Genomic DNA, 26,630 nt, shown 5'->3' on the forward strand with positions numbered 1-26,630 from the left:
TAGCGAGCCATAGTTCAATATGTTGTTGAAAAAGACAGTTACTATAACTCAGGTGATTAAGGGACACAGCCTAGCGTTAACTAACACAGACTTATCCTCAAAACCCGCCAGTTCTGGCCGGGTTTCTGCTGTGCTCCTGGCCTCATCGGCAACTGACAAGGAGACACACCATGTTCCACCGCGCCCTCTTAATTATCGATATGCAAATGGGGTTGTTCCACGGCCCGGAAAAACCGTATGACGGCGAACACGTGCTGGCCAATATCAACACCTTGATAGACCGGGCGCATCAGGCGCAGGCTCCCGTTTTCGCCGCTCGCTATACCGGCCCGGCGGGTTCGCCAATTGAACCCGGCAGCCCACTGACGAAACTGCTCCCCGCGCTTCATCTGGATAAGGCTCGTGACCGGGTGTTCGATAAAACCCGTCCAGGTTGCTTTGTGGGAACCCCGCTCGCACAGTGGCTACGCGAGGCAAACGTTAATGAGCTGGTGATTGTGGGTATGAAAACCGAATTTTGCGTCGATACCACCTGCAGAGATGCGGCGGAGCTGGGGCTTGCTCCTCTGCTGGTCGCCGATGCGCATACCACCATGGACACGCCCGTCCTGAGCGCAGAGACCATTATCGCCCATCACAACCGCACGCTCAGCGGCCCGTTTGTCAAACTGCTGTCGACGGGTGACTGTCCGTTTTAATCACGCATAAAAAGCCCCGCAATACCGTGCGGGGCCACTCTGGAGGGGTTAGCGGAACACGGAGATAGCTTCCGCCAGTCTCGTGACCTGGTTATTCAACTTGTCTGATGCCTCTGCGCCTTCCTGAACGCGGTCGGCATTTTGCTGGGTGAGTTTATCGAGCTCTTCTACCGCCAGGCTCATCTGACTGATTGCCGAGTCCTGTTCGGCCGTCGCCTGGCTGATGTGCTCAATCAACTGCGTGACGTTTTTCACCTTGTCGACGATCTCCTGCATCGTTTTTCCGGCGTCATCTGCCAGTTGGCTGCCGGAACGCACCTGGGTCACGCTGGATTCAATTAGCGTTTTGATTTCACTGGCCGCACTGGCGCTACGCTGGGCAAGAATGCGCACTTCACCAGCTACCACCGCAAAGCCTTTCCCCTGCTCGCCCGCGCGTGCGGCTTCAACGGCGGCATTCAGCGCCAGGATATTGGTCTGAAAGGCGATACTGTCGATGATGCTGGTGATGTTGGCTATCTGATCGGAACTGTTACCAATATTGCCCATCATGTCGATCATGCCGTTCATCACTTTGCCGCCCCGCTCCGCTGCTTCACGCGCCCCCTGCGACAGGGCGCTGGCCTCGGCGGCAGTCTGGGTATTGCTTTTTACGGTCGCCGCCAGCTCGTTCATGGTCGTCGCCGTTTGCTGCACATTCGCCGCCGCCTGGTCCGTCTGACGGCTCAGGCTGTCGTTACCTTTACATAAGGCATCAGCGGCATTCAGTACGGTCACCGCCTGACTACTGACATCGTTAATCAACCAACGAAACATCAGCCCAAGCTGGCCGATCGCCCGTAAGGTGACGCCAACTTCGTCTATGCGTGTCGGTTGTTCCACCTGCTGTGTTTCCCCCGTCGCCACCTGCAGAGCCTGATGACACAGGCGTTCGACGGGGCGCACGATTTGCATTTCCAGCCATGCCATCACCGCCAAAAGCAGAACCGCCATCGCGCCGGTAAAAGTGCCCATCTGACCGGGCGACAGCTGACACAATGCCCCCACCAAAACGCTAAGCAAAAAGGTTATCACCAGTGCTGAACGTAGCCGCCAGCGCAGCGGCATGGTGACAAGCCACGATCGCCAGCGCATAAACCCTTTACGAATGAGCAACCCTTTGAAGAGATGCTTGCCACCTGCATCCCCCTCCCGGAACTGGCGATACAGATCGTCGGCCCTGGCGACTTCGGCGGCATCAGGCCTGGTACGCACCGACATATATCCCTTCACATCACCTTTGCGAATGATCGGAATCGCATTGGCGCGGACCCAATAGTGATCGCCATTTTTGCAGCGGTTTTTTACCAGGCCACTCCAGGGTTCACCTTGCTTGAGAGTGAACCACATGTCTGAAAATGCCTGCGGTGGCATATCCGGATGACGAACCAGATTATGCGGTTGCCCGTCCAGTTCGCTGAGCGAAAAACCGGACACCTGAATAAAGGCATCATTAGCGTAATTAATATAACTCTCAGGATCCGTTGTAGACATCAATGTCGCATCATTATCAAAAACGAGTTCTTGCTGTGTTACAGGGTGATTCTCACGCATAGAATGTATTCCCCATAAAGCTTAAGAGAGTTTATTTATATTGAAGGCCTGTTGTTACACTGAAAGAAACAAGAGAAAATCAATTAAATTATGCTGTTGAAATAAATAAGCCATAAGAACCAGCATAGTTCACAAACGGATTTTATCACCACAAAATGCCACTTCTATAATCTACGACAATTATTCACGATTAAAAAACCGCTAAGCACGCTTATCATTTTTGACGCCATAAAATTGACTTAACGAGCATAAAAAAGATAAAAAAAACAGCCCTAAAGCAAATTATTCCCGATATATTCAGATGATACTTTAGGGTGGCTAAATTCTATTTTAAAATATACTTAAACATGCGGTAAACAAGGTTGAATAAGTAAGCGGGGCAGCGGCCCCTTACTTATTGTGCAGGAGGTGAGCCAGGTGCTTATTGGTCCGTCCGGGACTCTCTCTCGGCCTGATTGATAATGGCTTTAGCCATCCACTGGACGTTATCAATAACCTGCTGATTGTCCATGCCCCAGATATCTTTCATTACCAGAAAGACTTCTGAACCGTACAACAGCGAGAAGGCAGCAATGACCTTACGGTACATGTCGGGGGAATATTTTTCTTTCACCGGTTCCATCACCCGCGCGAGTGTCGCTTTGCGGTTACCACGGACCAGCTTTTTTTCCATTTTGCCCGGTGACTGACGCTCCATCGCCCACTGCTGTAACGAAACAAGCAGGGCGGCACGCAGCGCACCTTCGTGGCGGAACATCTCCGGGAACGCAAAATCGAACAATTCGGAAATACGCTCAGCGACGTTATCATCGCTTTGGGGTTTCCATTCCCGAATGGTTTCCAGACTCGCGCCAACGGCAGCGGCAATTAAATCGCTTTGGGTGGGGAAGTAACGGTAGGCGGTTGCCCGTGAGACACCGGCTTCGGTTGCTAACCGGGAAATGGACGGAATCTCCCCTTGTTCAAACAAAACCAACGCCTTATTCATTAGCAAATCATACGTTTTCTTACGCGTTACAGATGGCTCCAAAGCTTCCTCTCCATACATCATGACTTTCCCAACCACACTCGTTGTAACACAAACATAGCAAATCAACACAGACCCATCCAGGCGGCGCGAAATGCAAAAACATGATCGGCTAAAACTTAATTACCTTAAAAAAACATGCGGTTAATTTTAACACTAAAAAATAATTGAGACAACCGTCTCATTTATGCTAGCTTTTTTGAGACGCCCGTCTCAATCACTGCTACATTTTTTGAGACGGCAGTCTCAATCGTTGTCGTAATAAATGCATTTCACTCTTCCGAATCTGAAATACTCGTTACAAAAGTGAGTTTAGTTAAGGAGAACACGTGAGCAAAGACAATGGCTACATATACGTCGTAACAACTCTTGACACGAAAAGCACGGAAGCTTTTTATGTTAAGTCGTTGATTAAAAAAACAGGCGCCGATGCGCTCATCGTTGACCTGACGACAGTCGCTGATACGTCCACAAGGGGTGCGGATATTACAGCAACTACCGTGGCCCGCTTTCATCCTGATGGAGAAAGTGCTGTCTTTTGTGGTGACAGAGGAAAAGCTATCACCGCGATGTCTCTCGCCTTCGAGTTCTTTTTAAAAAGCCGTGAAGATGTGTTGGGAATTATCGGATTAGGAGGATCGGGTAATACCGCGTTAATTACGCCAGCCATGCAAAGCCTGCCGATTGGTATTCCCAAACTGATGGTGTCTACCATGGCATCCGGTGACGTATCCGGCTATATCGGCGCCAGTGATATTGCCATTATGAACTCCGTTACCGATATTTCAGGCTTAAACCGAATTTCCCGCAAGGTATTAAAAAGCGCAGCTAATCAGATTGCCGGCGCGGTGGTGTTCTACCAGGACGACAGCGATAGCGTCACGGATAAACCCGCCATTGGCCTGACGATGTTTGGCGTCACCACGCCCTGCGTGCAGCAATTAACACAAAAACTAGAAAACGATTATGACTGTCTGGTTTTCCATGCCACCGGCAGCGGGGGCAAAGCAATGGAAAAACTGGCAGATAACCACTTATTACACAGCGTACTCGATATCAGCACAACCGAAGTATGCGACTTCTTATTTGGCGGCGTTCTGGCCTGTAGTGATGATCGCTTCGGCGCGATTGCCCGCACAAAAATCCCGTATGTTGGCTCTTGCGGGGCACTTGATATGGTTAATTTTGGGTCCCGACCTTCGGTACCCGGGCACTACAAGGGTCGTCGGTTATATCAGCACAACCCACAAGTCACATTGATGCGCACAACACCAGAGGAAAACGGCAAGATGGGGACATGGATTGCCGGGCGTTTAAATCGATGTGAGGGCGAAGTCAGATTTGCTATCCCCATGGGCGGTTTTTCTGCCCTAGATAATGTTGGTGGGGATTTCTGGGATCCAGAAGCAGATCAGGCTTTTCTCGATGCGTTTAAAGCAACATTTGTCGAAACGCCGCACCGTAAACTGATCGTCAGTCCACACCACATCAATTCTGCCGAATTTAATCAGCTACTTATAAATTTACACCAAGAATTATTTCACTAAAGACGGAAGTAAAGCCATGAAACATACGCGCGAAGGAATACTGCAAAAATTTCATCAGATGATTGCCCGGGGGGAACCCATCATCGGCGGCGGAGCGGGCACAGGTTTGTCGGCGAAATGCGAAGAGGCCGGTGGCATCGATCTGATTGTCATCTACAACTCAGGTCGCTATCGCATGGCGGGCCGTGGTTCATTAGCCGGTCTGCTGGCTTACGGCAACGCCAATGAAATCGTTATGGATATGGCAAAAGAAGTGCTGCCCGTTACCAAAAAAACGCCGGTTCTCGCGGGCGTTAACGGGACTGACCCCTTCTGCCAGTTTGATAAGTTTCTCGACGACATCAAAGCGATTGGCTTCGCTGGCGTACAAAACTTCCCGACCGTGGGCCTGATCGACGGTAATTTCCGCGCCAATCTCGAAGAGACCGGCATGGGGTACGCGCTGGAAGTGGATATGATTCGCCTGGCGCATGAAAAAGGCCTCTTTACCACGCCTTATGTCTTTAGCCGCGAAGATGCCATTGCGATGACCAAAGCCGGGGCGGACATTATTGTTCCGCATATGGGATTAACCACCGGGGGAAACATCGGCGCAGAAACCGCCCTCACCCTGAAAGACTGTGTGCCATTAATTAACGACTGGGCGAAAGCGGCAAAAGAAGTACGCCCGGATGTGATCGTCCTGTGCCATGGTGGCCCTATTGCAACACCGGAAGATGCGAAATTCATTTTAGAGAACTGTCCTGAATGTAACGGCTTCTACGGCGCGAGTTCCATGGAGCGACTGCCAACGGAAATAGCATTAACTGAGACCACAAGGCAATTTAAAGCAATAAGAAACTGATCGGGAGCACGTAGCCTGATAATCGATACAACTTTTACCGGGGTTTGTATATGCACCCCGGTTTTTTATTGCCTGTTACTTTCCGCTGTCACGCATTACGCTAAATTCAGCTGACCACGTTTTTGCCTTACCAGCGCCAGCAGCGCAACGATACCCACCAGCGACAACGCACTCGCCAGAATAAAGGCCGAGTGATAACCGCCACCGTATTGAATCAACAGCCCGGTAACAGCTGGAGACATAATCCCCGCCAGGTTCGCCAACAGATGCACAAACCCGCCCGTTGTACCGATACGATCGGCCGGAACGATATCCTGCAGTAGCGACCAGCATGCCTGCGGCGTCATGTAGGCAAAAATCGTCGCCAGCGTAATGCAGGAAACGGCACCGGTTAGGCTTTGCGTGTAGGCGGTTGCCAGCACGCTCACCCCGGCAATCGCCAGACCGATAAAAATCACCAGCTTGCGGGATAACAGGAAATTGCCCGTTTTACGGTACAACACGTCACAGACCGAACCACCGCCCATAAAGCCGACGGTCGCCCCCAGCCACGGCAGAATACCGATAATACTCATGCTCTTAATATCCAGATGCTGGAAGTCCGTCAGATAGCTCGGCAGCCAGGAAAGGAAAAAGAACTGGATATAGTTGAAGCAGAAAAACGCGGCGGCCACCCCGAGTACGGAAGGGGAAAGGATGTAGTGCCAGAACGTATGCTGTGATTGCGATGCCGCGTCGTCATTCTGCTGATTCGCAGGCCTTTCAGCACTGATATACAGCGCCTCTTCTTTGCTGACACTTGGGTGCTGTTCAGGTTTATCACGAAACAACAGCGACCAGGCGGCAACCCAGATAAGACCTAACAGGGCGATGACGATAAACGCGATGCGCCAGCCAAAAGCCAGCCCGACCAGGCCGACAACCGGTGCGGCAATCGCTGCCCCCAATGGCTGCCCTGCATTGGTAAAACCAACCGCACGGCCAATCTCTTTTTTCGGAAACCAGTTGGCGATCGATTTATTGGTGGTGGTCCCCATCGGTCCTTCACCAATACCAAACAGTACGCGCACCACCACCAGTTGCCAGAACCCGGTCACAAATGCCGTCGCACCGCAGAAGACGGACCAGATTGTCGCCGCCCATGCATACACTTTACGCGGGCCAAACTTATCCGCCCCCCAGCCACCGATAAAGCAGAACGCACAGTAACCGACAAAGAAGAAGCTAAATAAAAAACCCAATTGCGCATCGTTAATATGCAGGTCACTCTTCACCAGCGGTGCCATAACCGACAGCGCCGCACGATCCATATAGTTAAGCATCCCGGCGCAAAAGAGCAGCAGCGCGACGATCAAACGATAGCGATTTTTAAGCATGACGTTCTCCTTTTGCGGATGAGCAAACGGCGCTGGCAAGCAGATGAGCAGCAATAACGGATTCATCCGGCTCAAACCCTAAGCCGGGTTTATCGGACAAGGTCATTTCCGGGTGGTAGTTGAGGAAATCATGTAACGGCGGCATCCACTGGATATACGGCACTTCGAGGCGGATATTGTCCGGCAGCATAGCCACCAGATGCGCGGTTGCCAGCATACCTGCTCCGTAATAAAAGCAGTGCGGAACCACTTTGACACCGTGCGTCTGCGCCAGCTCAATCACGCGCAGCATGGCGGTAATGCCCCCTACTTTGCTGACGCTTGGCTGGAGAATATCCACCGCGCGCTGCAGGATGAGGTTAATAAAATCCCCGTCTCCAGCGGCATTTTCCCCGGCGGAAAGCGGCACACCTGCCTCGCGGACTTTCGCCAGCCCGCAAACATCTTCCGGTGGCCATACGGGCTCTTCGAGCCATTGTAGGTTCAGCGGTTTCAGGCGCTGCGCATGGGCAAACGCCTCTTGTGGCGTCCAGGGGCAGTTCACATCCACCATCAGTTCACCGCGATCGCCGAGGACGTCACGCGCGGCAGCGATGGCTTCCCACGTCGTTTCATGCAATTTGATCTCGTGATAACCCAGTTCAAACACCTCCCGCACTTTGCTCGCTACGGCCTGCGGGTCGTTGTCATAGCTGACCAGACTGGGGTAGAGACCGATACGGTTACGGCTCGCACCGAGCATTTTCCACAGCGGTAGCTGCTGCTGTTTACCCAGCAAATCCCACAGGGCGATATCCACCGCAGAGAGCGCGTAGCGCACGGGGCCAGTACGCCCGAAACCATGGAGCGCAACTTCCGCCTCCTGCATAATATTTGCGATATCGTCGGTTGTGCTGAATGTCCGACCAACAAAGAAGGGGGCGACGAGATTTTCCAGTGCTAAAAAGGTAACAGGATTACTGAGATGGCCGAAGGCTTCCCCCCAACCATATAATCCGTTGTCGGCATGCAACTTTATTAACAGGGTTTCCATCTTACTCAACAGGGGCGACGCGGCATTATAATCCTGCTGCGCGTTTTCTTTTTTTTGCCTTCCCGATTCAAACGGGATAGCTATTCTTAGCACTTCTATTTTTTGTATTTTCATTGTATTGGCATCAGATAATTAGAATGGCAATTTTATTATTGCGCATGCCTCAGGCCTGTGTTTTGTGCATCAATACATATATAGAGTGAGCAAACAGCGTTTATTTGTGACAGTGAACAGACGAATGCAGAACTAATCACATTCCAGATAAATTATGCCGACATTAAATTATTTATTATTGCTAACGTGATCGGCATCACGGCCAGTAATCAATTGAAATATATAAAAATATAATGAAATAAAAAATCAAGGCTCGAATGTTAATCTCACTATTCCCCCTCAAATCAACAGAATATCAGGAACGGAAATTAGGCTTTTGGTAGTACATTAATACTGACAGAACAGACAACATGCTTTCACACAGTAATTATAGGGGATAAATTAACTCAAACAGAATGAACCGTCGTATTTTAGAAATGTGGATTATTTTTATATGCAATGTATAACAAAACGGCGTAGCGTCAGTTAACTAAAACGATGGTAAGCAGGAAGTCTTTCAGAGAGAAATGGAGCGGGTGAAGGGAATCGAACCCTCGTATAGAGCTTGGGAAGCTCTCGTTCTACCATTGAACTACACCCGCTTTGTGGTGTGACAGGCATTATAAACCTTACACGCCTGCTGGCAAGACGCTAAACGACTAACTGACCATAAATTAATCGCTTAGCGCTAATTTTAACACTTCGGTGGGCTACCCTGCGGCGGCAGATAGCGCAGCGGATCGATAGCCGTCGCCTTATAGCGTATCTGGAAATGCAACTGCACCCCATCGGCATCACTGCTGCCCATCGTGGCAATTTTTTGCCCAATCTTCACGCTCTGCCCGTTGTTAACGAGGATGGTGTCGTTGTGCGCGTAGGCCGTGATGTACTCATCACTGTGCTTAATCATGATCAGATTGCCATAACCGCGCAGCTGATTGCCGGCATAGACCACCTTCCCTGCCCCGGCCGCGTAAACCGGCTGTCCGCGAGCCCCTGCGATATCGATCCCTTTGTTCCCGCCTTCGGAGGTGGAATACGGTCTGATCACCTTACCCGTGGTCGGCCAGCGCCAGCAGCGTTGCCCGACGGGCGGCCAGGAAGAGAGCGGTACAGCCGATGAAGGGACGACTTTCGCCGTTTGAGTGCCGCCTTTTGCTGAGGACGATTTCGACGAGCCGTTCAGCTTCAGACGCTGGCCAATCTCAATAGTGTACGGCGGAGAAATCCCGTTAAGCCGAGCAAGGTCATTCACGCTGGTGCCGGTCTGGCGCGATATTTTGTACAGCGTATCCCCACGTTTCACCGTGTAAACGTTGCCGCTATCGGACGATTTGCTGCCAGCACACCCCGCCAGCAATAACGCCACGGCCAGGCAAATGACAATGTGGAAAGGGTTTCTCGTCAGGCTTCCTGCACGCAAAACAGATCCTCTGTAAAAATGAATGGCCTCTTATTCTAGGCAGCCAACGCCGGGATGCCAACCACTTAGCGCTCGCTGGCGTTAAAGGGATAGCCGTGAGCAATAATTTCCATGATTTCAGGCAGCCAGTTTATGGCCGGGATTTTCACCAGTGCCGGATAAAAGACCTGCGGCGAAGGAAAAACATCCACCACGTGGCAGTTTGCCAGCTTCGATGCGTCCACCTCTGAGGAGGGCAATAAGGTCGCCGCTGCCAGCCCGGACTCCAGCCACTCCAGAATAACGCCCGGCTGGGTGATATGCATGATGACCTTCGGGTTGCCCCCCGCTTTGCGGAACAGGTCGATCAACATTTCATAGGTGCCGGAATCTTTCGCCCGGTGCAATAGCACCAGCGGAAATGCCGCCAGCGCCTGATAATCAAACGGGCTTTGCGGTATTTGCGGCAGGCATTTTTTACTGATCACCGCCACCAGCCTGACCGGGTCGAAGGAGACAAAATCAAATCCCTCACTGCGGTAGGGGCGCTGAATCAAGGCCAGATCGATAGTCCCTTCATTCAGCATCGTCTCTAAATGACTGGAGTCCGTGACCGAGATATTTATTTCCGCCTGCGGGTGGCGTTTATATAACTCCAGGAGCAGTGGTTTAAAATAGGATTGAAAAAGATGGGTTAACCCGATTCTTAACTGGAATTTCTCTTTATTAGCAATCGCCACGGTTTCCCTGGCAGTATCTTCGACCTGACGTAATATTTCACAGGCTTTACGATAAAGAAAATAACCGGCATCCGTGGGTTCAATGCGATTTCCCTGTCGCGTAAACAACGGTACATCCAGCTCTTCTTCCAGCTCCTGGATACGCTTGCTGAGCGGAGGTTGTGCCATATTCAGCACCTTTGCAGCCTGGCTTACAGAGCCCTGTTCCACCACGCGGCAAAAATAACGTAATCTTTTCAAATCCATACGTTTACACTCCGTCACATGAAGGCGCCCAGTATCACACTTACCGCGCCAAAGGAAAAGCGCGTTAGTTTTTTTACTTTCCATTTAAATATTTAACATCTGTGTAAAGAGTACTTTTTTGATATGGGGAGAATCAGGAAAACGGTATTTGTTAAAAAAACACCGGAGAAATAAGGTAGGCGCAGACCTTAATTATCTTTCTTGAGATGGAACAGGCTATGTCAAATTCAGAAAATAAACCTACCAGCGATGTTTACGATTTACGTTCAGCGCTCGAATTATTAAAAACCTTGCCCGGCGAATATGTGGAAACCGATACCGAAGTGGATCCACATGCCGAGCTGTCTGGCGTTTATCGCTATGTTGGCGCAGGCGGTACCTGCCAGCGTCCGACGCGCAAAAATGGCCCGGTCATGATGTTCAACAAAGTGAAAGGCTTTCACGATATCAGTGTGGCAATTGGCCTTAATGGTTCACGCAAACGCGTCAGCCACTTTCTCAACTGCCCACCGGAAAAACTCGGCCACCTGCTGAAAGACTCCGTGCAAAACCCGATTCCGCCGGTACTGAGCCAGGACGATGCCGTTTGCCAGCAGGTTGTTCATCTCGCCAGCGATCCTGATTTCGATCTGCGTAAATTACTGCCTGCACCGACCAACACAGAAGAGGATGCGGGTCCGTACATCACAATGGGGCTGTGCTATGCCTCCGATCCGGAAACCCGCGAATCCGACATAACCATTCACCGCCAGTGCGTACAGAGCCGTGATGAGCTGTCCATGTGGTTGACACCAGGCCGCCATATCGATGCGTTCCGCATGAAAGCAGAAGCCGCAGGCCAACCGCTGCCCATCTCCATTAGCATCGGCGTGGATCCGGCTATCGAAATCGCTGCCTGCTTTGAGCCGCCGACCACCCCGTTGGGCTATGACGAGCTGAGCGTTGCCGGCGCGCTGCGCGGCCGTGCGGTGGACATGGTGCAGTGTAAAACCATTAACGAAAAAGCCATCGCCCATGCAGAAATCGTCATTGAAGGCGAACTGCTGCCAAACGTGCGTCTTCGCGAAGACCAGAACACCAATACCGGTAAAGCGATGCCGGAATTCCCGGGCTACACCGGCGAAGCCAAAAACGCGCTGCCAGTTATCAAAGTGAAAGCGGTCACCCATCGCTACAACCCGATCTGGCGCACCACCGTAGGGCCAGGCGAAGAACACGTCAACATGGCGGGCATCCCTACCGAAGCCAGCATCCTGGATATGGTGGGCCGTGCAATGCCAGGCAAATTACTGAACGTGTTTGCACACTCTGCGGGCGGCGGCAAACTGCTGGCCGTGATGCAATTTAAGAAAGCGGCAGCGGTGGATGAAGGCCGTCAACGTCAGGCTGCACTGCTCGCATTCGCAGCATTCCCGGAGCTGAAACACGTCATTCTGGTGGATGAAGACGTGGACATTTTCGACAGTGACGATGTGCTGTGGGCGATGCAAACCCGCTATCAGGGCGATGTGGATACCATCACTATCCCTGGCGTTCGCTGCCACCCGCTCGATCCGTCGCAGATTCCAGAATACAGCCCGAGCATTCTGCAGCAGGGGACATCCTGCAAAACGATCTTCGACTGTACGGTACCGTTCCATCTGAAAAGCCACTTTGAACGCTCGAAGTTCAAAGAGGTGGATGTGAAACGTTTCCTGCCAGACTTCGAATAAGGGGATAAGTGTGACCACATCACGACGCATCATTGTCGGCATAAGCGGTGCTTCTGGTTTTCAGTATGGCGTGAAGGCACTGGAGCTTTTACGTGGGCAGGATCTCGAAGTCCATCTGGTCGTTACAAAAGGGGCGGAAAAAACCTGCGAGCTGGAAACGAATTATCGGCTAAATGAGGTAATGGCGCTGGCGGATGTGGTGCATCCGATCGGAAATCTTGGGGCTTCTATTTCCAGCGGGTCGTTTAAGACCCTGGGGATGTTAGTCGCCCCGTGTTCGATGCGATCTCTGGGATCCATCGCACACTGTCTTACCGATAACCTGCTGACCCGGGCGGCCGATGTGGTGCTCAAAGAGCGCCGCCGCCTGGTACTGCTGGCACGCGAAACGCCGCTTAACCTGGGGCACATTCGCAATATGCAGGACGTTACAGAGATGGGCGGGATTATTTTCCCGCCGGTTCCGGCGCTCTATCAGCGCCCGCAAACGGCCAATGAAATCATTACGCATAGTGTCAGCCGCGCGCTGGATCTGTTCGATATTGATGTTAAAAACATCCCGCGCTGGGGCGAGGGGAACTTGCTTCATCGCGCTTAATTTCGCAGGAATTTCTATGTTAATTGGACCTTATGTTAATGGTGCTGCAGTCGTTATCGGCGGCCTGCTCGGCTCCCTTGTTGGTACCCGTATTCCGGATCGCGTCAAAGTCGCCCTGCCGCTGACTTTTGGTTTGTGCTCGATTGGCCTGGGTATCAATCTGGTTATCAAAGTGAAGTTTATGCCCGCCGTCGTACTGGCAATGGTACTGGGCGCGGTCATCGGGGAAGTCTTCTTCCTGGAAAAACAGATTGGTAAAGCCGCAGGTACCACGCGCGGTTTGATCAACCGAGTTTTCCCGCCAGTACAGGGGCTGACGCATGACGAATTTACGGAAAAATTCGTCGCCATTCTGGTGCTGTTCTGCGCCAGCGGCACCGGGATCTTTGGGGCAATGCATGAAGGGATGACCGGCGATCCGTCGATTCTGTATATCAAAACGGTACTGGATCTGTTCACTGCCGCGATTTTTGCCACCATGCTCGGTTTCTCGGTGATGACCATCGGTATTCCGCTGATCATTGTGCAAGTCGCGCTGGCAACCATTGCCGTTTACATCCTGCATATGATCACCCCCGATATGATGGCGGATTTCTCCTGCGCAGGCGGGCTGATTATGGTGGCCACGGGGCTACGTATCTGCAATATAAAACCCTTCCCTGTCGCCAACATGCTACCCGGACTCATACTGGTGATGCCGTTTTCCGCTCTGTGGGCCAACTTGTTTGCGTAAGAGTGCGATATAATGTGCTCGCCCGGTGGCGCTGTGCTTATCCAAGCCGTAGGTCGGGTAAGCACAGTGCCATCCGGCGTTTAGACAGGAGCCACAATGAGCACTCAAGAACACGTCATTTTACTGAATGAACAGGGACAGGAAATCGGCACACTGGAGAAGTACGCCGCCCACACTTCAGACACGCCGCTGCATCTGGCTTTCTCCTCCTGGCTTTTCAACGCCAAAGGCGAGTGCCTTGTCACGCGCCGCGCCATGAGCAAAAAAGCCTGGCCAGGCGTCTGGACTAACTCGGTCTGCGGTCATCCGCAAGAAGGGGAAATAGTCGAACAGGCGATCGTTCGTCGCTGCCGCTATGAAGTGGGTGTCGATATTATCGATATCACATCGGTTTCACCGGGTTTCCGCTATCGGGAAATCGACCCTTCCGGGATCGTCGAAAACGAGATTTGCCCGGTTTTTGCCGCCCAAATCCTTACCCCCGTAATGGCTAACAGCGAGGAAGTGATGGCATATCAGTGGGTTGAACTCGACGCACTCTTCCTTTCACTGGCTGCTACCCCGTGGGCATTTAGTCCGTGGATGGTGTTAGAAGCAGAGAACGCAAAAGATCAACTCCGGCAGTTTGCCGCCAGCGTCAGGCAATAAAAAAGCCCCGCGTTTTCACGTCGGGGCATTTTTCACGTCTTAACGACTTATTTTACCGGACGCATCGCCGGGAACAGGATCACGTCACGGATGGTGTGGCTGTTGGTAAACAGCATAACCATACGGTCGATACCAATGCCCAGACCTGCAGTCGGCGGCAGACCATGTTCCAGCGCGGTCACGTAGTCTTCGTCATAGAACATCGCTTCGTCATCGCCCGCATCTTTGGCGTTAACCTGATCCTGGAAGCGTTGTGCCTGATCTTCTGCATCGTTCAGCTCGCTAAAGCCGTTACCGATTTCACGACCACCGATAAAGAACTCGAAGCGGTCGGTGATTTCCGGGTTCACGTCATTACGGCGCGCCAGCGGAGAAACCTCTGCCGGATACTCGGTGATGAAGGTAGGTTGAATCAGGTGTGCTTCGGCCACTTCTTCGAAGATCTCGGTCACGATACGGCCCAGACCCCAGCTCTTCTCAACTTTGATGCCGATGCTTTCTGCGATCGCTTTCGCTGAGTCGAAGTTATCCAGATCCGCCATGTTGGTTTCCGGACGGTACTTCTGGATCGCTTCGCGCATGGTCAGCTTCACGAATGGCTTACCGAAGTCGAACACTTCGTCACCGTAAGGCACTTCGGTTTTACCCAGAATGTCCTGCGCCAGCGTGCGGAACAGTGATTCAGTCAGTTCGATCAGATCTTTGTAATCCGCGTACGCCATGTAGAGTTCCATCATGGTGAACTCAGGGTTGTGGCGAACGGAGATACCTTCGTTACGGAAGTTACGGTTGATTTCGAACACGCGATCGAAGCCGCCAACCACCAGACGTTTCAGGTACAGTTCCGGCGCGATACGCAGGTACATGTCCAGGTCCAGGGCGTTGTGATGGGTGATAAACGGACGCGCAGACGCACCGCCAGGGATCACCTGCATCATCGGGGTTTCCACTTCCATAAAGTCGCGATTCACCATGAACTGGCGAATACCGGCCATGATTTTGGAACGCACTTTGAACGTGTTGCGGGAATCGTCGTTAGAGATCAGATCCAGATAACGTTGGCGATAACGCGCTTCCTGATCCTGCAGGCCATGGAATTTGTCCGGCAGCGGGCGCAGAGCTTTGGTCAGCAGACGCAGTTCAGTACAGTGAATGGACAGCTCGCCGGTCTTGGTTTTGAACAGCTTACCTTTCGCGCCCAGGATATCACCCAGGTCCCATTTCTTGAACTGCTCGTTGTAAACGCCTTCCGGCAGATCGTCACGGGCAACGTACAGCTGAATGCGGCCACCGACATCCTGCAGCGTAACGAAGGAGGCTTTACCCATAATACGACGGGTCATCATACGGCCAGCAACGGCCACTTCGATGTTCAGCGCTTCCAGCTCTTCGTTTTCTTTACCATCGAAGTCAGCGTGCAGTTGGTCAGAAGTATGGTCACGGCGAAAATCGTTCGGGAACGGCACGCCCTGCTCACGCAGGTGTGCCAGCTTCTCGCGGCGGGTTTTCAGTTCATTATTAAGATCGACTGCCGCGTCAGCGCCCTGTGCGTGTTGTTCAGACATGTTGGTTCCTCATAACCCTGCTTTCAAACTTGCTTCGATAAATTGGTCCAGGCTGCCATCCAGCACCGCCTGCGTATTGCGGGTTTCAACCCCGGTACGCAGATCTTTGATACGGGAATCATCAAGGACATACGAACGAATCTGGCTACCCCAGCCGATGTCTGACTTGTTGTCTTCCATCGCCTGCTTCTCGGCATTCTTCTTCTGCATTTCCAGTTCATAAAGCTTCGCTTTCATCTGCTTCATGGCCTGGTCTTTGTTTTTGTGCTGTGAACGGTCATTCTGGCACTGGGTAACCGTGTTGGTCGGAATGTGGGTAATACGTACCGCAGATTCCGTACGGTTAACGTGCTGACCACCCGCACCGGAGGCGCGGTAAACGTCGATACGCAGATCCGCCGGGTTGATTTCGATATCAATATCGTCATCGACTTCCGGGTAAACGAAGGCAGAGCTGAATGACGTGTGGCGACGGCCGCCGGAGTCGAACGGGCTCTTACGTACCAGGCGGTGAACGCCGGTTTCGGTACGCAGCCAGCCGTAGGCGTAATCGCCAATAATCTTGATGGTCACGGACTTGATGCCCGCCACTTCACCTTCGGATTCTTCGATGATCTCGGTCTTAAAGCCGCGCGCTTCGGCCCAACGCAGATACATACGCGTCAGCATGCTGGCCCAGTCCTGCGCTTCTGTACCGCCGGAACCGGCCTGGATATCCAGGTAGCAATCGGCGCTGTCATATTCACCGGAGAACATACGGCGGAATTCGAGCTGTGCCAGCTTCTCTTCCAGTACGTCGAGTTCAGCGACAGCTTCGTTGAAGGTTTCTTCGTCGTCAGCTTCGACAGCCAGTTCCAGCAGGCCGGCAACATCTTCCAGCCCCTGACTCATCTGATCGAGCGTTTCTACGATAGCTTCGAGAGCGGAACGTTCTTTACCCAGCGCCTGTGCGCGTTCGGGTTCGTTCCAGACATCCGGCTGTTCCAGCTCGGCGTTTACTTCTTCCAGACGCTCTTTCCTGGCGTCATAGTCAAAGATACCCCCTAAGAACGTCGGAGCGCTCCGTGAGGTCCTGAATGCGATTTTTTACCGGATTAATTTCAAACATGGTCTGATTTCTTTAGATGGACTTGTCAAAATGCGGTCATAAGAGCGGAATTTTACCGGATTTCGGCGCTTATGAGTAGAGAATACTGGCGTTAAATTGGCCACAGGTGATCAATGATTAATTGCACGCTGCGATTACCGCGATACTCATTCACATCCAGTTTATAAGCGATATTGACAACACGCACGCCGTTATCGGGCCAGCAACTGGTATCAACATTGAAGGCAATACCGTCGAGCAGCGGGCCGCCGCCAACCGGTTCAACCATCACCTTCAGGTGGCGCTCACCCACCAGCCGCTGCTGCAACAGGCGGAATTCGCCATCGAATAACGGTTCCGGGAACATCTGCCCCCAGGGCCCGGCATCGCGCAGCATTTCAGCTGTATCAAGGGTCATTTCATCCGGTTTTAACAGGCCATCAGAGACAATTTCACCTTGTAACAGCGCCGGATCCAGCCATTCGGTGACCAGTTCGCCAAAATAGCGCTGAAACTCGTCGAAACGCGCCTCTTCCAGCGACAATCCTGCCGCCATCGCATGACCGCCGAACTTGATCATTAGCCCGGGATAAAGCGTATCCAGACGCTCCAGCGCATCGCGCATATGCAGCCCCTGGATTGAACGTCCTGAGCCTTTCAGTGTGCCATCCCCGGCGGGCGCGAAAGCGATAACCGGACGGTGGAAGCGTTCTTTAATCCGTGACGCCAGAATACCGACCACTCCCTGGTGCCATTCAGGATGATACATAGCAAGACCGCCCGGCAGCGTATCGCGACTGCGCTCCAGCTTTTCGCACAGCGTCAACGCTTCCGCCTGCATGCCCTGCTCAATCTCTTTGCGCGTCTGATTGAGCGCATCAAGCTCACTTGCCAGCACGCGGGCTTCGCCGAGGTTGTCGCTGAGCAACAGCGCCACTCCAACGGACATATCATCCAGGCGCCCGGCGGCATTCAGACGCGGGCCAAGGGCAAAACCTAAATCGCTGGCCGCCAGTTTTTGGGCATCACGGTTAGCCACTTCCAGCAGCGCTTTGATGCCCGGACGGCATTTCCCGGCGCGAATGCGGCTTAAGCCCTGCCAGGTCAGAATGCGGTTGTTGGCATCCAGCGGCACAACGTCCGCCACAGTACCTAATGCCACTAAATCAAGCAGTTCCGCCAGATTAGGGATCGCCAGACCGCGTTCATCAAACCAGCCTTTATCACGTAAAAAGGTGCGCAACGCCAGCATCAGGTAGAAGGCAACCCCTACACCCGCCAACGATTTCGACGGGAAATCACACTCGCGCAGATTCGGGTTAATGATGGCTTCGGCAGCTGGCAGGGTTTCACCGGGAAGATGGTGGTCGGTCACCACCACCGGGATGCCGAGCGCATGCGCCCGCTCCACCCCGGAATGGGAAGAAATGCCGTTATCCACGGTCAGGATCAGTTGTGCGCCGTGGGCGTGCGCCTGATCCACTACTTCCGGGCTCAACCCGTAGCCGTCTTCAAAACGGTTCGGCACCAGATAGGCGATGTTATTGCCTCCCAACGCCCGTAGCGCCAGTACGCTCAACGCGGTACTGGTTGCGCCATCGGCGTCAAAATCCCCGACCACCACAATACGCAGCCCTTCGCGCAGGGCGTTATGGAGGATTTCTACCGCTTTATCAATGCCGTACAGCCGCTGCCAGGGCAGCATGCCTTTTACACCGCGCTCCAGATCCGCCGCGCTGCAGGCGCCGCGGCTGGCATAAAGGCGGCGCAGAAGTGGGGAAAGGTCGGCAGGTAAATCCGCCGCGTCGTTTGCCTCGCGGCGGCGAAGTCGAATTTCGGCTTTCACGAGAATTACTTACCGCCCGTCTGTTTTTGATGTTCGTCGAGGAAGGCTTTCATCTCTTTCGGCCCCTGATATCCCGGTACAACGTAGCCATCGTTCAGCACAATGGCAGGCGTACCGTTCACGCCAAACTGCACGCCGAGCGCGTAGTGGTCAGCAATGTCGAGATCGCAACTGGCTGGCTTAACGCCCTTACCGCCCATCGCATCGTCAAAGGCTTTGTTACGGTCTTTTGCACACCAGATGGCTTTCATATCCTGCTCGGCCTGGCTCTGCAACCCCTGACGCGGGAAGGCCAAATAGAGCACGGTGATACCCAGCGCGTTGTAGTCCGCCATCTCTTCATGCAGCTTGTGGCAGTAGCCGCAGGTGATGTCCGTGAACACGGTGATCACATGTTTTTCCTGCGGCGCTTTATAGACAATCATCTCTTTTTCGAGTGCGTTGAGATGGGTCATCAGCAGTTGGTTGGTAACGTTCACCGGCTGAGCGCCGCTCACGTCGTACATAGGACCCTGAATAATGTGTTTGCCGTCGTCGGTGACATACAGCACGCCACTGTTGGTCATCACGGTCTTCATTCCGGCAACGGGTGCAGGCTGAATATCGGAACTCTGTACACCCAGTTTTGCCAGCGACTGCTTGATGGCCGCATCGTCCGCATGCGCGGTGCCGGTCAGCGCCGCCGCCAGCAGGGTGAACATGATCAAACCTTTTTTCATAACGTATCCTTTTAAAACCAACGATCACGCCCGCGGGTGATGTTGCTGATGAAGCTGTCGCAGCCGCTCCGTCGCGACATGCGTATAAATCTGGGTGGTGGAGAGATCGCTGTGGCCGAGCAACATCTGGACCACACGTAAGTCTGCACCGTGATTGAGCAAATGGGTAGCAAACGCGTGGCGTAAAACGTGCGGCGAGAGTTTCTCGCTGTCGATGCCCGCCCGCTGCGCATAATGCTTGATGCGATGCCAGAATGTTTGCCGCGTCATCTGCTGCGCGCGTTGGCTCGGAAAAAGCACATCAATCGATACGCCATTCAGCAGCCAGGGACGCCCGTACTCCAGATAGTTTTCTACCCAGTACACGGCTTCTTCTCCCAACGGAACCAGACGCTCTTTATTCCCTTTACCGATGACACGTACAACCCCCTGACGCAGGCTGATATCGCTCATCGTTAGCCCGACCAGTTCAGAAACGCGAAGCCCGGTGGCATAGAGCACCTCCAGCATCGCTTTATCGCGTAACTCCAGCGGCTGGTCAACGGTCGGCGACGCTAATAACCGCTCAACCTGCGCTTCACTGAGATCTTTCGGAAGACGCTGCGGCAGTTTTGGCGACGCGAGCAATGCGCTGGGATCGTCCTGGCGATACTTCTCCCGATACAGGTGCTGGAAGAAACGGCGCATCGCGCTGAGCAATCGCGCTGAGCTGGTCGCCTTGTAGCCACCGTCCATCCTTTGCGCCAGCAGGTTTTGTAGGTCATCCGCCTGCGCACTTTCCAGCGACAGCCCCTGATGATGCAGCCATTCCACAAGACCCTGTAAATCTCGGCGATACGCACTGAGGGTGTTTTCCGCCAGGTTTCGTTCCAGCCAGAGGGCATCGAGAAACTGCTCGATACGTGCGAAATCTTGTTCCACCTGTGCTCCTCCATGCTTTCGAATCGTTGCATTATGCCTGATTGCGGTACGATTCTGGTACACTGCTCGCAAAGACACATCCGGAATTGAGAAGTTTACGTTATGAACATCGGCCTGTTTTATGGTTCCAGTACCTGCTACACCGAAATGGCGGCAGAGAAAATCCGCGATATCATCGGCCCGGAACTGGTGACGTTACACAATCTGAAAGACGACGCTCCTGCGTTAATGGAGCAGTACGACGCCCTGATTCTTGGCATCCCCACCTGGGACTTCGGCGAACTGCAGGAAGACTGGGAAACCATCTGGGAGCAGCTCGACACGCTTAATCTCGACGGCAAAATCGTCGCGCTTTACGGCATGGGCGACCAGCTCGGCTACGGCGAATGGTTCCTCGACGCACTCGGCATGCTGCACGATAAACTGGCTCCGCGCGGTGTGAAATTTATAGGGTACTGGCCAACAGAAGGCTACGAGTTCACCAGCACCAAACCGATCATCGCCGACGGACAGCTGTTTGTGGGTCTGGCGCTGGATGAAACCAATCAATACGATCTGAGCGAAGAGCGAATCCAGAACTGGTGCGAACAGATTCTGGTGGAAATGGCCGGGCAGTTCGCCTGAGCTTAGTGCTGGCGCTGCGCCGATTGCTGCGAAATCAGTCGGCGTAAATCACGCCACTCTTGCGCATCCATGCTGTCTGCTGCCAGCCACAGATGCTGGCGGCGACCGTCTTCTTCCCGGCGCAAACGCAGAATCATGCCAATGTTCAGCATCCACGGCGTTCCGACGATATCCCATTCCACGCCCTGCCAGCGCAATCGCGCGTCCATCAGCAGTTTGATCTCTCCCTGACAGGCATTAATGCGCCGCTGGCTCCGTACGCTGTCGAACACCACCAGCGACAACAGCAGCAACCAAAGCGGCGTATAGCTCAACGGCCAGGGCAACAGCAACACGAAAGCCGCCATCAAGCCATGGAGTAAAAGTGAAAGCCATTGTGAGCGCCACGAGACGCGTATATCAGATTGCCACAGGACCACGTTCCCGATTCCGTGTCTGAATTAACTGGACCATTCGCTGCAGCTCCTCGTCCTGAGGCTTGCCGTGATTCATTAGCCAGTTAAATAAATCTGGATCATCGCTCTGGAGAAGACGCACAAACACCTGTTTGTCAGCATCACTCAGCGAATCATATTCATGTTCAAAGAAAGGCATGATGGAAATATCCAGCTCACGCATTCCACGTCGGCATGCCCAATGAATGCGGGCTTTGTTATTAATATCCATGTTCTGAAACCTGCATAGCCACGATGGGTTGCTATTGTAACGTGTTTTTAATCATCCATCGGCGGAATATTTATATTTACGCGGAGACTTCCAGAATAAATCCCATGCATTGCAACGCTTGCGGTCATTTTGCGTGGCTTTTCCCATACTTTTTATAAGGCACAAATCGCCTGTTTTTATCGCTTGCATTGGGCAACGGCTCTTTTACCATTAGGTAATAATACGCATCAGGCTAACCAGGACATTACTATGGCTTTTACTCCGTTCCCTCCGCGCCAGCCGACCGCCTCAGCGCGCCTGCCGTTGACGCTTATGACCCTCGACGACTGGTCGCTGGCCACTATCAAAGGCGCAGACAGTGAGAAATACCTGCAAGGCCAGGTAACGGCCGATGTAGCGAAACTTACCGACGATCAGCATCTGCTGGCCGCGCACTGCGATGCGAAAGGCAAAATGTGGAGCAACATGCGCCTGTTCCGCACCACCGACGGTTTTAGCTGGATCCTGCGCCGCAGCGTTGCGGAATCTCAGCTTAAAGAACTGAAAAAGTACGCGGTGTTCTCCAAAGTCGCTATTGAAGCAGACAATGAATATGTGCTGCTCGGCATCGCCGGATTCCAGGCTCGTGCCGCACTGACCAATCTGTTTTCAGCGCTGCCGGATGCCGACAAACAGGTCACACACGATGGCGAAACCACCCTGCTGTGGTTTGCTCATCCGGCAGAACATTTCTTGCTGGTGACAGACGTTGCCACCGCGGAAAAAGTGACTGAAGCTCTGCGTGGCGAAGCGCAGTTGAACAACAGCCAGCAGTGGCTGGCGCTCAATATCGAAGCGGGTTTACCGATCATCGATACCGTCAACAGTGCGCAGTTTATTCCGCAGGCCACAAATATTCAGGCACTGGGCGGTATTAGTTTCAAGAAAGGGTGTTACACCGGCCAGGAGATGGTTGCGCGTGCGAAATTCCGTGGCGCGAATAAACGTGCGCTGTGGTATCTGACGGGTAAAGCAAGCCGGGTGCCGGAAGCGGGTGAAGACCTGGAACTGAAGATGGGTGAAAACTGGCGTCGTACCGGTACGGTGCTGGCTGCCGCTCAACTGGATGACGGCAAACTGCTGGTGCAGGTGGTGATGAATAACGATATGGAGCCAGACAGCGTATTCCGCGTGCGAGACGATGCCAACACTCTGAACATCGAGCCGCTCCCCTATTCACTGGAAGAAGATTAAGTTATCGTTTCCGGGCAGGAGCGTCTGGCGCCCCCCCCCCCCCCGAAGGTGATGGGCTCACAGCCGCACAAACTCGTAGCCCCGGCAGGCGCAGCGCCGCCGGGGAATTTTCCGCTAACGCTACGGCCTATTTAAGCTTGCCCGACATACAGATAAATCGCCAGGAAGTGGCACACACTGCCGCCCAGCACGAAGCCGTGCCAGATAGCGTGGTTATAGGGAATACGTTTACAGACGTAAAATATCACGCCCAGCGAATAGACCACACCGCCTAGCGCCAACAACGCCACCCCACCAACGGACAGTCGGGTCGCAAGCTGATAAACCACAATCAGCGACAGCCAACCCATGGTCAGATAGGTCACCAGCGACAACACTTTAAAACGGTGGGCAATGGTCAGCTTGAACAGGATCCCCAGTAGCGCCAGGCTCCAGATAACAATCATCAATCCCCGTGCCAGCGGTGAATTCAGCCCTACCAGCAGAAACGGCGTATAGGTCCCGGCAATCAGCAGATAGATCGCACAATGGTCGAATTTCTTAAGCCACACTTTTGCCCGCTGATGCGGTATGGCGTGATAAAGCGTGGAGGCGAGAAACAGCAAAATCATGCTTCCGCCATAGAGGCTGTAACTGGTGATCGCCATGGTACTCGCATTGCTGTCCACGGCCTGCACCAGCAGAAGCACCAGTCCTACGATACCAAACACCAGCCCGATGCAGTGACTGATGCTGTTGGCTATTTCCTCAGCCAGCGTGTATCCCTGCGCGATTAATGGTTTATCCACCATAGTTAACTCCGGGAGAACTCAAAATAAAACGTCGCGCGTATAGAGTAACTGAGAATGATTCCAGTGCACACCTGTTCGCTTAAATAAATCATGATATTTATATGAATAGTTAAATATCAGTACGTTACATTAAAATTTAAACTAACAGGTGTTACTGTTTTTAAACAACCTTGAAATCAATCACATAAAACTGCTGCTGCCCAGGGTAGATGTCTGCGATCACACGCTTGAGCTCAGCCAGGGACATGTTTTCCTGCTGTGCATGCTGTTCAGTCAGGCTGTCGAGGGTGGTGGTTGACATGCGGGTCACCTCGATGGTGCAAAAATAGCCATCATCTTCGTAGCGGCCCACGCGCAGAACATCCCCGGCACGAAAGTGCGATTCACTTTCATCGCGGATAGTAATGGTTTTGCGGCCTGCCAGAATGTCGTCCTGAAAGCGCTGAAAAAAAGTGATGTCGTTCGGCTGCATGTTATTATTCCCTGATGATAAATCTGATAAGTGAGTCGTTGCCACTGTGAGTATCTTCTCCCACGCCGCTATCGCCTGTCTCAACAATCTTGAGATGATGGTCTACAACTATGTCGTCAAAAATCGTGACAAAGTAATGTACATGACCATCCGTGAACTGGCCGACGGGGCGGGAGTTTCCACTACCACGGTGCTGCGTTTTTGCCGCAAGCTGCAATGTGAAGGTTATTCAGAGTTTCGCGTCCGCTTTAAATTATATTTAGAACAAAACGAACCTCAACAAGCTAATTTCGGCGCCAGCGAAATTATCAGCTTTTTTAAAAGTGTGAATAACGATGAGTTCGATACATTATTAGATAAAGCGGTCGATATTATATTATCGTCGGAACGTATTATATTTGTTGGTGCAGGAACATCTGGTGCCCTGGCAAAATATGGCGCACGCTTCTTTTCAAATGTCGGGAAATTCAGTAACCATATCGACGATCCTTATTTCCCGGTGACCAATGATATGGCGAGAAATGCCCTGGCCATCGTGTTGTCTGTCTCCGGGGAAACCGAAGAGATCCTGCGCTTCGCCAGCCAGTTCAGCCTCCATCACTGCAAAGTCCTGACCATCACCAGCCATGAACATTCTCGGCTGGCAAAACTGGCGGATTTCAATCTCTCCTGGCATGTGCCGCAAACGCGTATTGCCGGGGTTTATGATATTACGACGCAAATTCCAGTTATCTATATTCTGGAATCACTTGGCCGGAAACTGGCGAAGAAAATCGCATAAAAAAACATATTGTTTTATTGATGTAACAAGTCACCATAGCGGTAATTTGTTATATCGTGACATTTTTATTCCCTTTGCTAGACTCGAACGCAGATTTTATTACCAGGGCGAGAGTAGCAACGATGAAAAAATTGACCTTACCGAAAGACTTTTTATGGGGCGGCGCCGTTGCCGCGCACCAGGTTGAAGGCGGCTGGAATCAGGGCGGAAAAGGCCTGAGCATTTGTGACGTGCTCACCGGCGGCGCGCATGGCGTTCCACGTGAAATCACCCAGCAGGTCATTGAAGGGAAATACTACCCGAACCATGAAGCGGTCGATTTTTACGGCCACTACAAAGAAGACATCAAACTCTTCGCCGAAATGGGCTTCAAATGCTTCCGCACCTCTATCGCCTGGACGCGCATCTTCCCGAAAGGCGACGAGCTGCAACCAAACGAAGAAGGCCTGAAATTCTATGATGATATGTTTGACGAACTGCTCAAATATAACATCGAACCGGTCATCACCTTGTCCCACTTCGAAATGCCGTTGCACCTGGTGCAGGAATACGGCGGCTGGACTAACCGCAAAGTCGTTGATTTCTTTGTTCGCTTCGCCGAAGTGGTGTTTGAGCGCTACAAAGCGAAGGTCAAATACTGGATGACCTTTAACGAAATCAACAACCAGCGTAACTGGCGTGCGCCGCTGTTCGGCTACTGCTGCTCCGGCGTGGTCTATACCGACCATGAAAACCCGGAAGAGACCATGTATCAGGTGCTTCACCATCAGTTCGTGGCCAGCGCTATTGCCGTGAAAATCGGTCACCATATCAATCCGGAAATGAAAATCGGCTGCATGCTGGCCATGGTGCCGCTGTATCCGTTCTCCTGTAAGCCTGAAGACATGATGTTTGCGCAGGAATCCATGCGTGAGCGCTATGTCTTTACCGATGTCCAGCTGCGCGGTTACTACCCGTCTTACGTGCTGAATGAATGGGAACGCCGTGGCTTCAACATCAAAATGGAAGCAGGTGACGAGCAGGCTCTGCGTGAAGGGACCTGTGATTACCTCGGCTTTAGCTACTACATGACCAATGCAGTGAAAGCTGAAGGCGGCACCGGTGATGCCATTTCCGGCTTCCAGGGCAGCGTACCGAACCCACACGTGAAAGCGTCCGACTGGGGCTGGCAGATTGACCCGGTAGGCCTGCGTTATGCGCTGTGCGAACTGTATGAGCGCTACCAGAAGCCGCTGTTTATTGTTGAAAACGGCTTTGGCGCGTACGACAAAGTGGAAGCAGATGGCAGCATTATCGACGATTATCGTATCGATTACCTGCGCGCTCACGTGAAAGAGATGGTTGAAGCGGTGACCTACGACGGCGTTGACCTGATGGGTTACACACCGTGGGGCTGCATCGACTGCGTGTCTTTCACCACCGGTCAGTACAGCAAACGCTACGGCTTTATCTATGTGAACAAACATGACGACGGTACCGGCGACATGTCCCGTTCCCGTAAGAAGAGCTTCGACTGGTATAAAGAAGTGATCGCCAGCAACGGCGAGAATATCTAACAGGAGCCTGTACATAAAATTGTGTAATTGCCTGATTTTGATATGTTCAATCCAACATCAAAAGCAGGTTAATTTATGG

At 52.6% G+C, this 26,630-nt stretch carries 26 protein-coding genes and 1 tRNA gene; 11 read left to right on the forward strand and 16 right to left on the reverse strand.

All coding sequences use genetic code 11. The annotated features are described in order from the left end of the window. Positions 1–170: 170 nt before the first annotated feature. The gene (locus ACSZPU_RS10475) at positions 171–698 is read left to right on the forward strand and encodes a cysteine hydrolase family protein (RefSeq protein WP_498998298.1); all 528 of its coding nucleotides are present in this window, start codon (positions 171–173) and stop codon (positions 696–698) included. A 48-nt stretch (positions 699–746) separates the two neighbouring features. Here ACSZPU_RS10475 and ACSZPU_RS10480 read toward each other — a convergent pair whose 3' ends face one another. Further along, positions 747–2,291, reverse strand: coding sequence for a methyl-accepting chemotaxis protein (locus ACSZPU_RS10480; RefSeq protein WP_498998300.1), 1,545 nt, complete (start codon positions 2,289–2,291; stop codon positions 747–749). A 421-nt stretch (positions 2,292–2,712) separates the two neighbouring features. Next, complete coding sequence (locus tag ACSZPU_RS10485; protein ID WP_498998303.1) at positions 2,713–3,342, reverse strand: TetR/AcrR family transcriptional regulator; 630 nt, start codon at positions 3,340–3,342, stop codon at positions 2,713–2,715. A gap of 305 nt (positions 3,343–3,647) precedes the next feature. Here ACSZPU_RS10485 and ACSZPU_RS10490 point away from each other — a divergent pair, with 305 nt between their 5' ends. Together ACSZPU_RS10490 and ACSZPU_RS10495 are read left to right on the forward strand one after the other, a co-directional pair. After that, positions 3,648–4,865, forward strand: coding sequence for a Tm-1-like ATP-binding domain-containing protein (locus tag ACSZPU_RS10490; protein WP_498998305.1), 1,218 nt, complete (start codon positions 3,648–3,650; stop codon positions 4,863–4,865). 16 nt (positions 4,866–4,881) lie between these two features. Beyond that, positions 4,882–5,709, forward strand: a complete 828-nt coding sequence (locus ACSZPU_RS10495) for a phosphoenolpyruvate hydrolase family protein (protein WP_498998306.1) — start codon at positions 4,882–4,884, stop codon at positions 5,707–5,709. Between the two features lie 95 nt (positions 5,710–5,804). Here ACSZPU_RS10495 and ACSZPU_RS10500 read toward each other — a convergent pair whose 3' ends face one another. The 5 genes from ACSZPU_RS10500 to ACSZPU_RS10520 all read right to left on the reverse strand — a co-directional run bounded on the left by ACSZPU_RS10500 (position 5,805) and on the right by ACSZPU_RS10520 (position 10,599). Continuing rightward, entirely contained in the window at positions 5,805–7,085 is a 1,281-nt protein-coding gene (locus tag ACSZPU_RS10500) for an MFS transporter (RefSeq protein ID WP_498998308.1), read from the reverse strand. Continuing rightward, positions 7,078–8,118, reverse strand: coding sequence for a mandelate racemase/muconate lactonizing enzyme family protein (locus tag ACSZPU_RS10505; protein ID WP_498998310.1), 1,041 nt, complete (start codon positions 8,116–8,118; stop codon positions 7,078–7,080). Before ACSZPU_RS10505 ends, ACSZPU_RS10500 begins: the two co-directional genes overlap by 8 nt. A gap of 621 nt (positions 8,119–8,739) precedes the next feature. After that, positions 8,740–8,813 (reverse strand) — tRNA-Gly (locus ACSZPU_RS10510). 92 nt (positions 8,814–8,905) lie between these two features. Then, complete coding sequence (actS, locus tag ACSZPU_RS10515; protein ID WP_498998312.1) at positions 8,906–9,634, reverse strand: amidase activator ActS; 729 nt, start codon at positions 9,632–9,634, stop codon at positions 8,906–8,908. Positions 9,635–9,699: 65 nt separating this feature from the next. Next, entirely contained in the window at positions 9,700–10,599 is a 900-nt protein-coding gene (locus ACSZPU_RS10520; protein WP_498998314.1) for a LysR family transcriptional regulator, read from the reverse strand. Between the two features lie 218 nt (positions 10,600–10,817). Here ACSZPU_RS10520 and ACSZPU_RS10525 point away from each other — a divergent pair, with 218 nt between their 5' ends. The 4 genes from ACSZPU_RS10525 (at position 10,818) to idi (ending at position 14,290) form a co-directional block, all read left to right on the forward strand. Then, positions 10,818–12,311 (forward strand): UbiD family decarboxylase, encoded by a 1,494-nt coding sequence (locus tag ACSZPU_RS10525; RefSeq protein ID WP_498998316.1) that lies wholly within the window; start codon positions 10,818–10,820, stop codon positions 12,309–12,311. A 10-nt stretch (positions 12,312–12,321) separates the two neighbouring features. Continuing rightward, positions 12,322–12,909 carry a UbiX family flavin prenyltransferase gene (locus tag ACSZPU_RS10530; protein WP_498998318.1) on the forward strand — a complete coding sequence of 196 codons (588 nt, stop codon included), beginning with the start codon at positions 12,322–12,324 and terminating at the stop codon, positions 12,907–12,909. Positions 12,910–12,925: 16 nt separating this feature from the next. Continuing rightward, a complete protein-coding gene (locus ACSZPU_RS10535; RefSeq protein WP_498998320.1) occupies positions 12,926–13,642 on the forward strand; it encodes a DUF554 domain-containing protein in 717 nt (238 codons plus the stop codon). 96 nt (positions 13,643–13,738) lie between these two features. Then, positions 13,739–14,290: an isopentenyl-diphosphate Delta-isomerase gene (idi, locus tag ACSZPU_RS10540; protein WP_498998323.1), complete on the forward strand. Its 552-nt coding sequence runs from the start codon at positions 13,739–13,741 to the stop codon at positions 14,288–14,290. Positions 14,291–14,337: 47 nt separating this feature from the next. Here the strand turns inward: idi and lysS are convergent, their stop codons facing one another. From lysS to xerD, 5 genes are all read right to left on the reverse strand, one after another. Beyond that, positions 14,338–15,855: a lysine--tRNA ligase gene (gene lysS, locus ACSZPU_RS10545; protein WP_498998325.1), complete on the reverse strand. Its 1,518-nt coding sequence runs from the start codon at positions 15,853–15,855 to the stop codon at positions 14,338–14,340. Between the two features lie 9 nt (positions 15,856–15,864). Further along, positions 15,865–16,963 (reverse strand): peptide chain release factor 2 gene (gene prfB, locus ACSZPU_RS10550; protein ID WP_498998328.1). Its coding sequence is split into 2 segments (ribosomal slippage): positions 15,865–16,887 and positions 16,889–16,963, totalling 1,098 coding nucleotides; the frame shifts between segments, so codons are not numbered across the junction. A gap of 91 nt (positions 16,964–17,054) precedes the next feature. Next, entirely contained in the window at positions 17,055–18,788 is a 1,734-nt protein-coding gene (recJ, locus tag ACSZPU_RS10555) for a single-stranded-DNA-specific exonuclease RecJ (protein WP_498998330.1), read from the reverse strand. A 5-nt stretch (positions 18,789–18,793) separates the two neighbouring features. Next, positions 18,794–19,507, reverse strand: coding sequence for a bifunctional protein-disulfide isomerase/oxidoreductase DsbC (gene dsbC, locus ACSZPU_RS10560; protein ID WP_498998332.1), 714 nt, complete (start codon positions 19,505–19,507; stop codon positions 18,794–18,796). A gap of 24 nt (positions 19,508–19,531) precedes the next feature. Beyond that, entirely contained in the window at positions 19,532–20,428 is an 897-nt protein-coding gene (gene xerD / locus ACSZPU_RS10565) for a site-specific tyrosine recombinase XerD (RefSeq protein WP_498998334.1), read from the reverse strand. 102 nt (positions 20,429–20,530) lie between these two features. Between xerD and fldB the strand changes: the two genes are divergently transcribed. After that, positions 20,531–21,052, forward strand: coding sequence for a flavodoxin FldB (fldB, locus tag ACSZPU_RS10570; protein WP_498998336.1), 522 nt, complete (start codon positions 20,531–20,533; stop codon positions 21,050–21,052). 2 nt (positions 21,053–21,054) lie between these two features. On the opposite strand, the gene ACSZPU_RS10575 is transcribed toward fldB, so the two are convergent. Together ACSZPU_RS10575 and sdhE are read right to left on the reverse strand one after the other, a co-directional pair. Next, complete coding sequence (locus ACSZPU_RS10575; protein WP_498998337.1) at positions 21,055–21,471, reverse strand: protein YgfX; 417 nt, start codon at positions 21,469–21,471, stop codon at positions 21,055–21,057. After that, on the reverse strand, positions 21,452–21,718 hold the full coding sequence (gene sdhE / locus ACSZPU_RS10580) for an FAD assembly factor SdhE (protein WP_498998338.1): 267 nt from the start codon (positions 21,716–21,718) through the stop codon (positions 21,452–21,454). Before sdhE ends, ACSZPU_RS10575 begins: the two co-directional genes overlap by 20 nt. 249 nt (positions 21,719–21,967) lie before the next feature. On the opposite strand from sdhE, the gene ygfZ reads away from it, so the two are divergent. Further along, the gene (gene ygfZ / locus ACSZPU_RS10585; RefSeq protein ID WP_498998340.1) at positions 21,968–22,951 is read left to right on the forward strand and encodes a tRNA-modifying protein YgfZ; all 984 of its coding nucleotides are present in this window, start codon (positions 21,968–21,970) and stop codon (positions 22,949–22,951) included. 131 nt (positions 22,952–23,082) lie between these two features. Here ygfZ and trhA read toward each other — a convergent pair whose 3' ends face one another. Together trhA and yqfB are read right to left on the reverse strand one after the other, a co-directional pair. Continuing rightward, a complete protein-coding gene (gene trhA / locus ACSZPU_RS10590) occupies positions 23,083–23,742 on the reverse strand; it encodes a PAQR family membrane homeostasis protein TrhA (RefSeq protein ID WP_498998341.1) in 660 nt (219 codons plus the stop codon). A 160-nt stretch (positions 23,743–23,902) separates the two neighbouring features. After that, positions 23,903–24,214: a N(4)-acetylcytidine aminohydrolase gene (gene yqfB, locus ACSZPU_RS10595; protein ID WP_498998342.1), complete on the reverse strand. Its 312-nt coding sequence runs from the start codon at positions 24,212–24,214 to the stop codon at positions 23,903–23,905. 52 nt (positions 24,215–24,266) lie between these two features. Between yqfB and ACSZPU_RS10600 the strand changes: the two genes are divergently transcribed. Together ACSZPU_RS10600 and ACSZPU_RS10605 are read left to right on the forward strand one after the other, a co-directional pair. Beyond that, the gene (locus ACSZPU_RS10600) at positions 24,267–24,995 is read left to right on the forward strand and encodes a MurR/RpiR family transcriptional regulator (RefSeq protein WP_498998346.1); all 729 of its coding nucleotides are present in this window, start codon (positions 24,267–24,269) and stop codon (positions 24,993–24,995) included. Positions 24,996–25,117: 122 nt separating this feature from the next. Continuing rightward, on the forward strand, positions 25,118–26,551 hold the full coding sequence (locus tag ACSZPU_RS10605) for a 6-phospho-beta-glucosidase (RefSeq protein ID WP_498998344.1): 1,434 nt from the start codon (positions 25,118–25,120) through the stop codon (positions 26,549–26,551). Positions 26,552–26,630 lie beyond the last annotated feature (79 nt).

Source organism: Phytobacter sp. V69 (genome assembly GCF_965644215.1).
Lineage (GTDB): Bacteria > Pseudomonadota > Gammaproteobacteria > Enterobacterales > Enterobacteriaceae > Phytobacter.

Bases quoted from the DNA above. Each gene is read 5' to 3' on its own strand.
- idi (WP_498998323.1), top strand. From the start codon at position 13,739: ATGAGCACTCAAGAACACGTCATTTTACTGAATGAACAGGGACAGGAA.
- lysS (WP_498998325.1), bottom strand. From the start codon at position 15,855: ATGTCTGAACAACACGCACAGGGCGCTGACGCGGCAGTCGATCTTAAT.
- ACSZPU_RS10505 (WP_498998310.1), bottom strand. From the start codon at position 8,118: ATGGAAACCCTGTTAATAAAGTTGCATGCCGACAACGGATTATATGGT.
- ACSZPU_RS10525 (WP_498998316.1), top strand. From the start codon at position 10,818: ATGTCAAATTCAGAAAATAAACCTACCAGCGATGTTTACGATTTACGT.
- yqfB (WP_498998342.1), bottom strand. From the start codon at position 24,214: ATGCAGCCGAACGACATCACTTTTTTTCAGCGCTTTCAGGACGACATT.
- ACSZPU_RS10535 (WP_498998320.1), top strand. From the start codon at position 12,926: ATGTTAATTGGACCTTATGTTAATGGTGCTGCAGTCGTTATCGGCGGC.
- ACSZPU_RS10520 (WP_498998314.1), bottom strand. From the start codon at position 10,599: ATGGATTTGAAAAGATTACGTTATTTTTGCCGCGTGGTGGAACAGGGC.
- sdhE (WP_498998338.1), bottom strand. From the start codon at position 21,718: ATGGATATTAATAACAAAGCCCGCATTCATTGGGCATGCCGACGTGGA.
- fldB (WP_498998336.1), top strand. From the start codon at position 20,531: ATGAACATCGGCCTGTTTTATGGTTCCAGTACCTGCTACACCGAAATG.
- ACSZPU_RS10495 (WP_498998306.1), top strand. From the start codon at position 4,882: ATGAAACATACGCGCGAAGGAATACTGCAAAAATTTCATCAGATGATT.
- ACSZPU_RS10605 (WP_498998344.1), top strand. From the start codon at position 25,118: ATGAAAAAATTGACCTTACCGAAAGACTTTTTATGGGGCGGCGCCGTT.
- ACSZPU_RS10475 (WP_498998298.1), top strand. From the start codon at position 171: ATGTTCCACCGCGCCCTCTTAATTATCGATATGCAAATGGGGTTGTTC.
- ACSZPU_RS10500 (WP_498998308.1), bottom strand. From the start codon at position 7,085: ATGCTTAAAAATCGCTATCGTTTGATCGTCGCGCTGCTGCTCTTTTGC.
- dsbC (WP_498998332.1), bottom strand. From the start codon at position 19,507: ATGAAAAAAGGTTTGATCATGTTCACCCTGCTGGCGGCGGCGCTGACC.
- ACSZPU_RS10485 (WP_498998303.1), bottom strand. From the start codon at position 3,342: ATGATGTATGGAGAGGAAGCTTTGGAGCCATCTGTAACGCGTAAGAAA.
- ygfZ (WP_498998340.1), top strand. From the start codon at position 21,968: ATGGCTTTTACTCCGTTCCCTCCGCGCCAGCCGACCGCCTCAGCGCGC.
- ACSZPU_RS10480 (WP_498998300.1), bottom strand. From the start codon at position 2,291: ATGCGTGAGAATCACCCTGTAACACAGCAAGAACTCGTTTTTGATAAT.
- trhA (WP_498998341.1), bottom strand. From the start codon at position 23,742: ATGGTGGATAAACCATTAATCGCGCAGGGATACACGCTGGCTGAGGAA.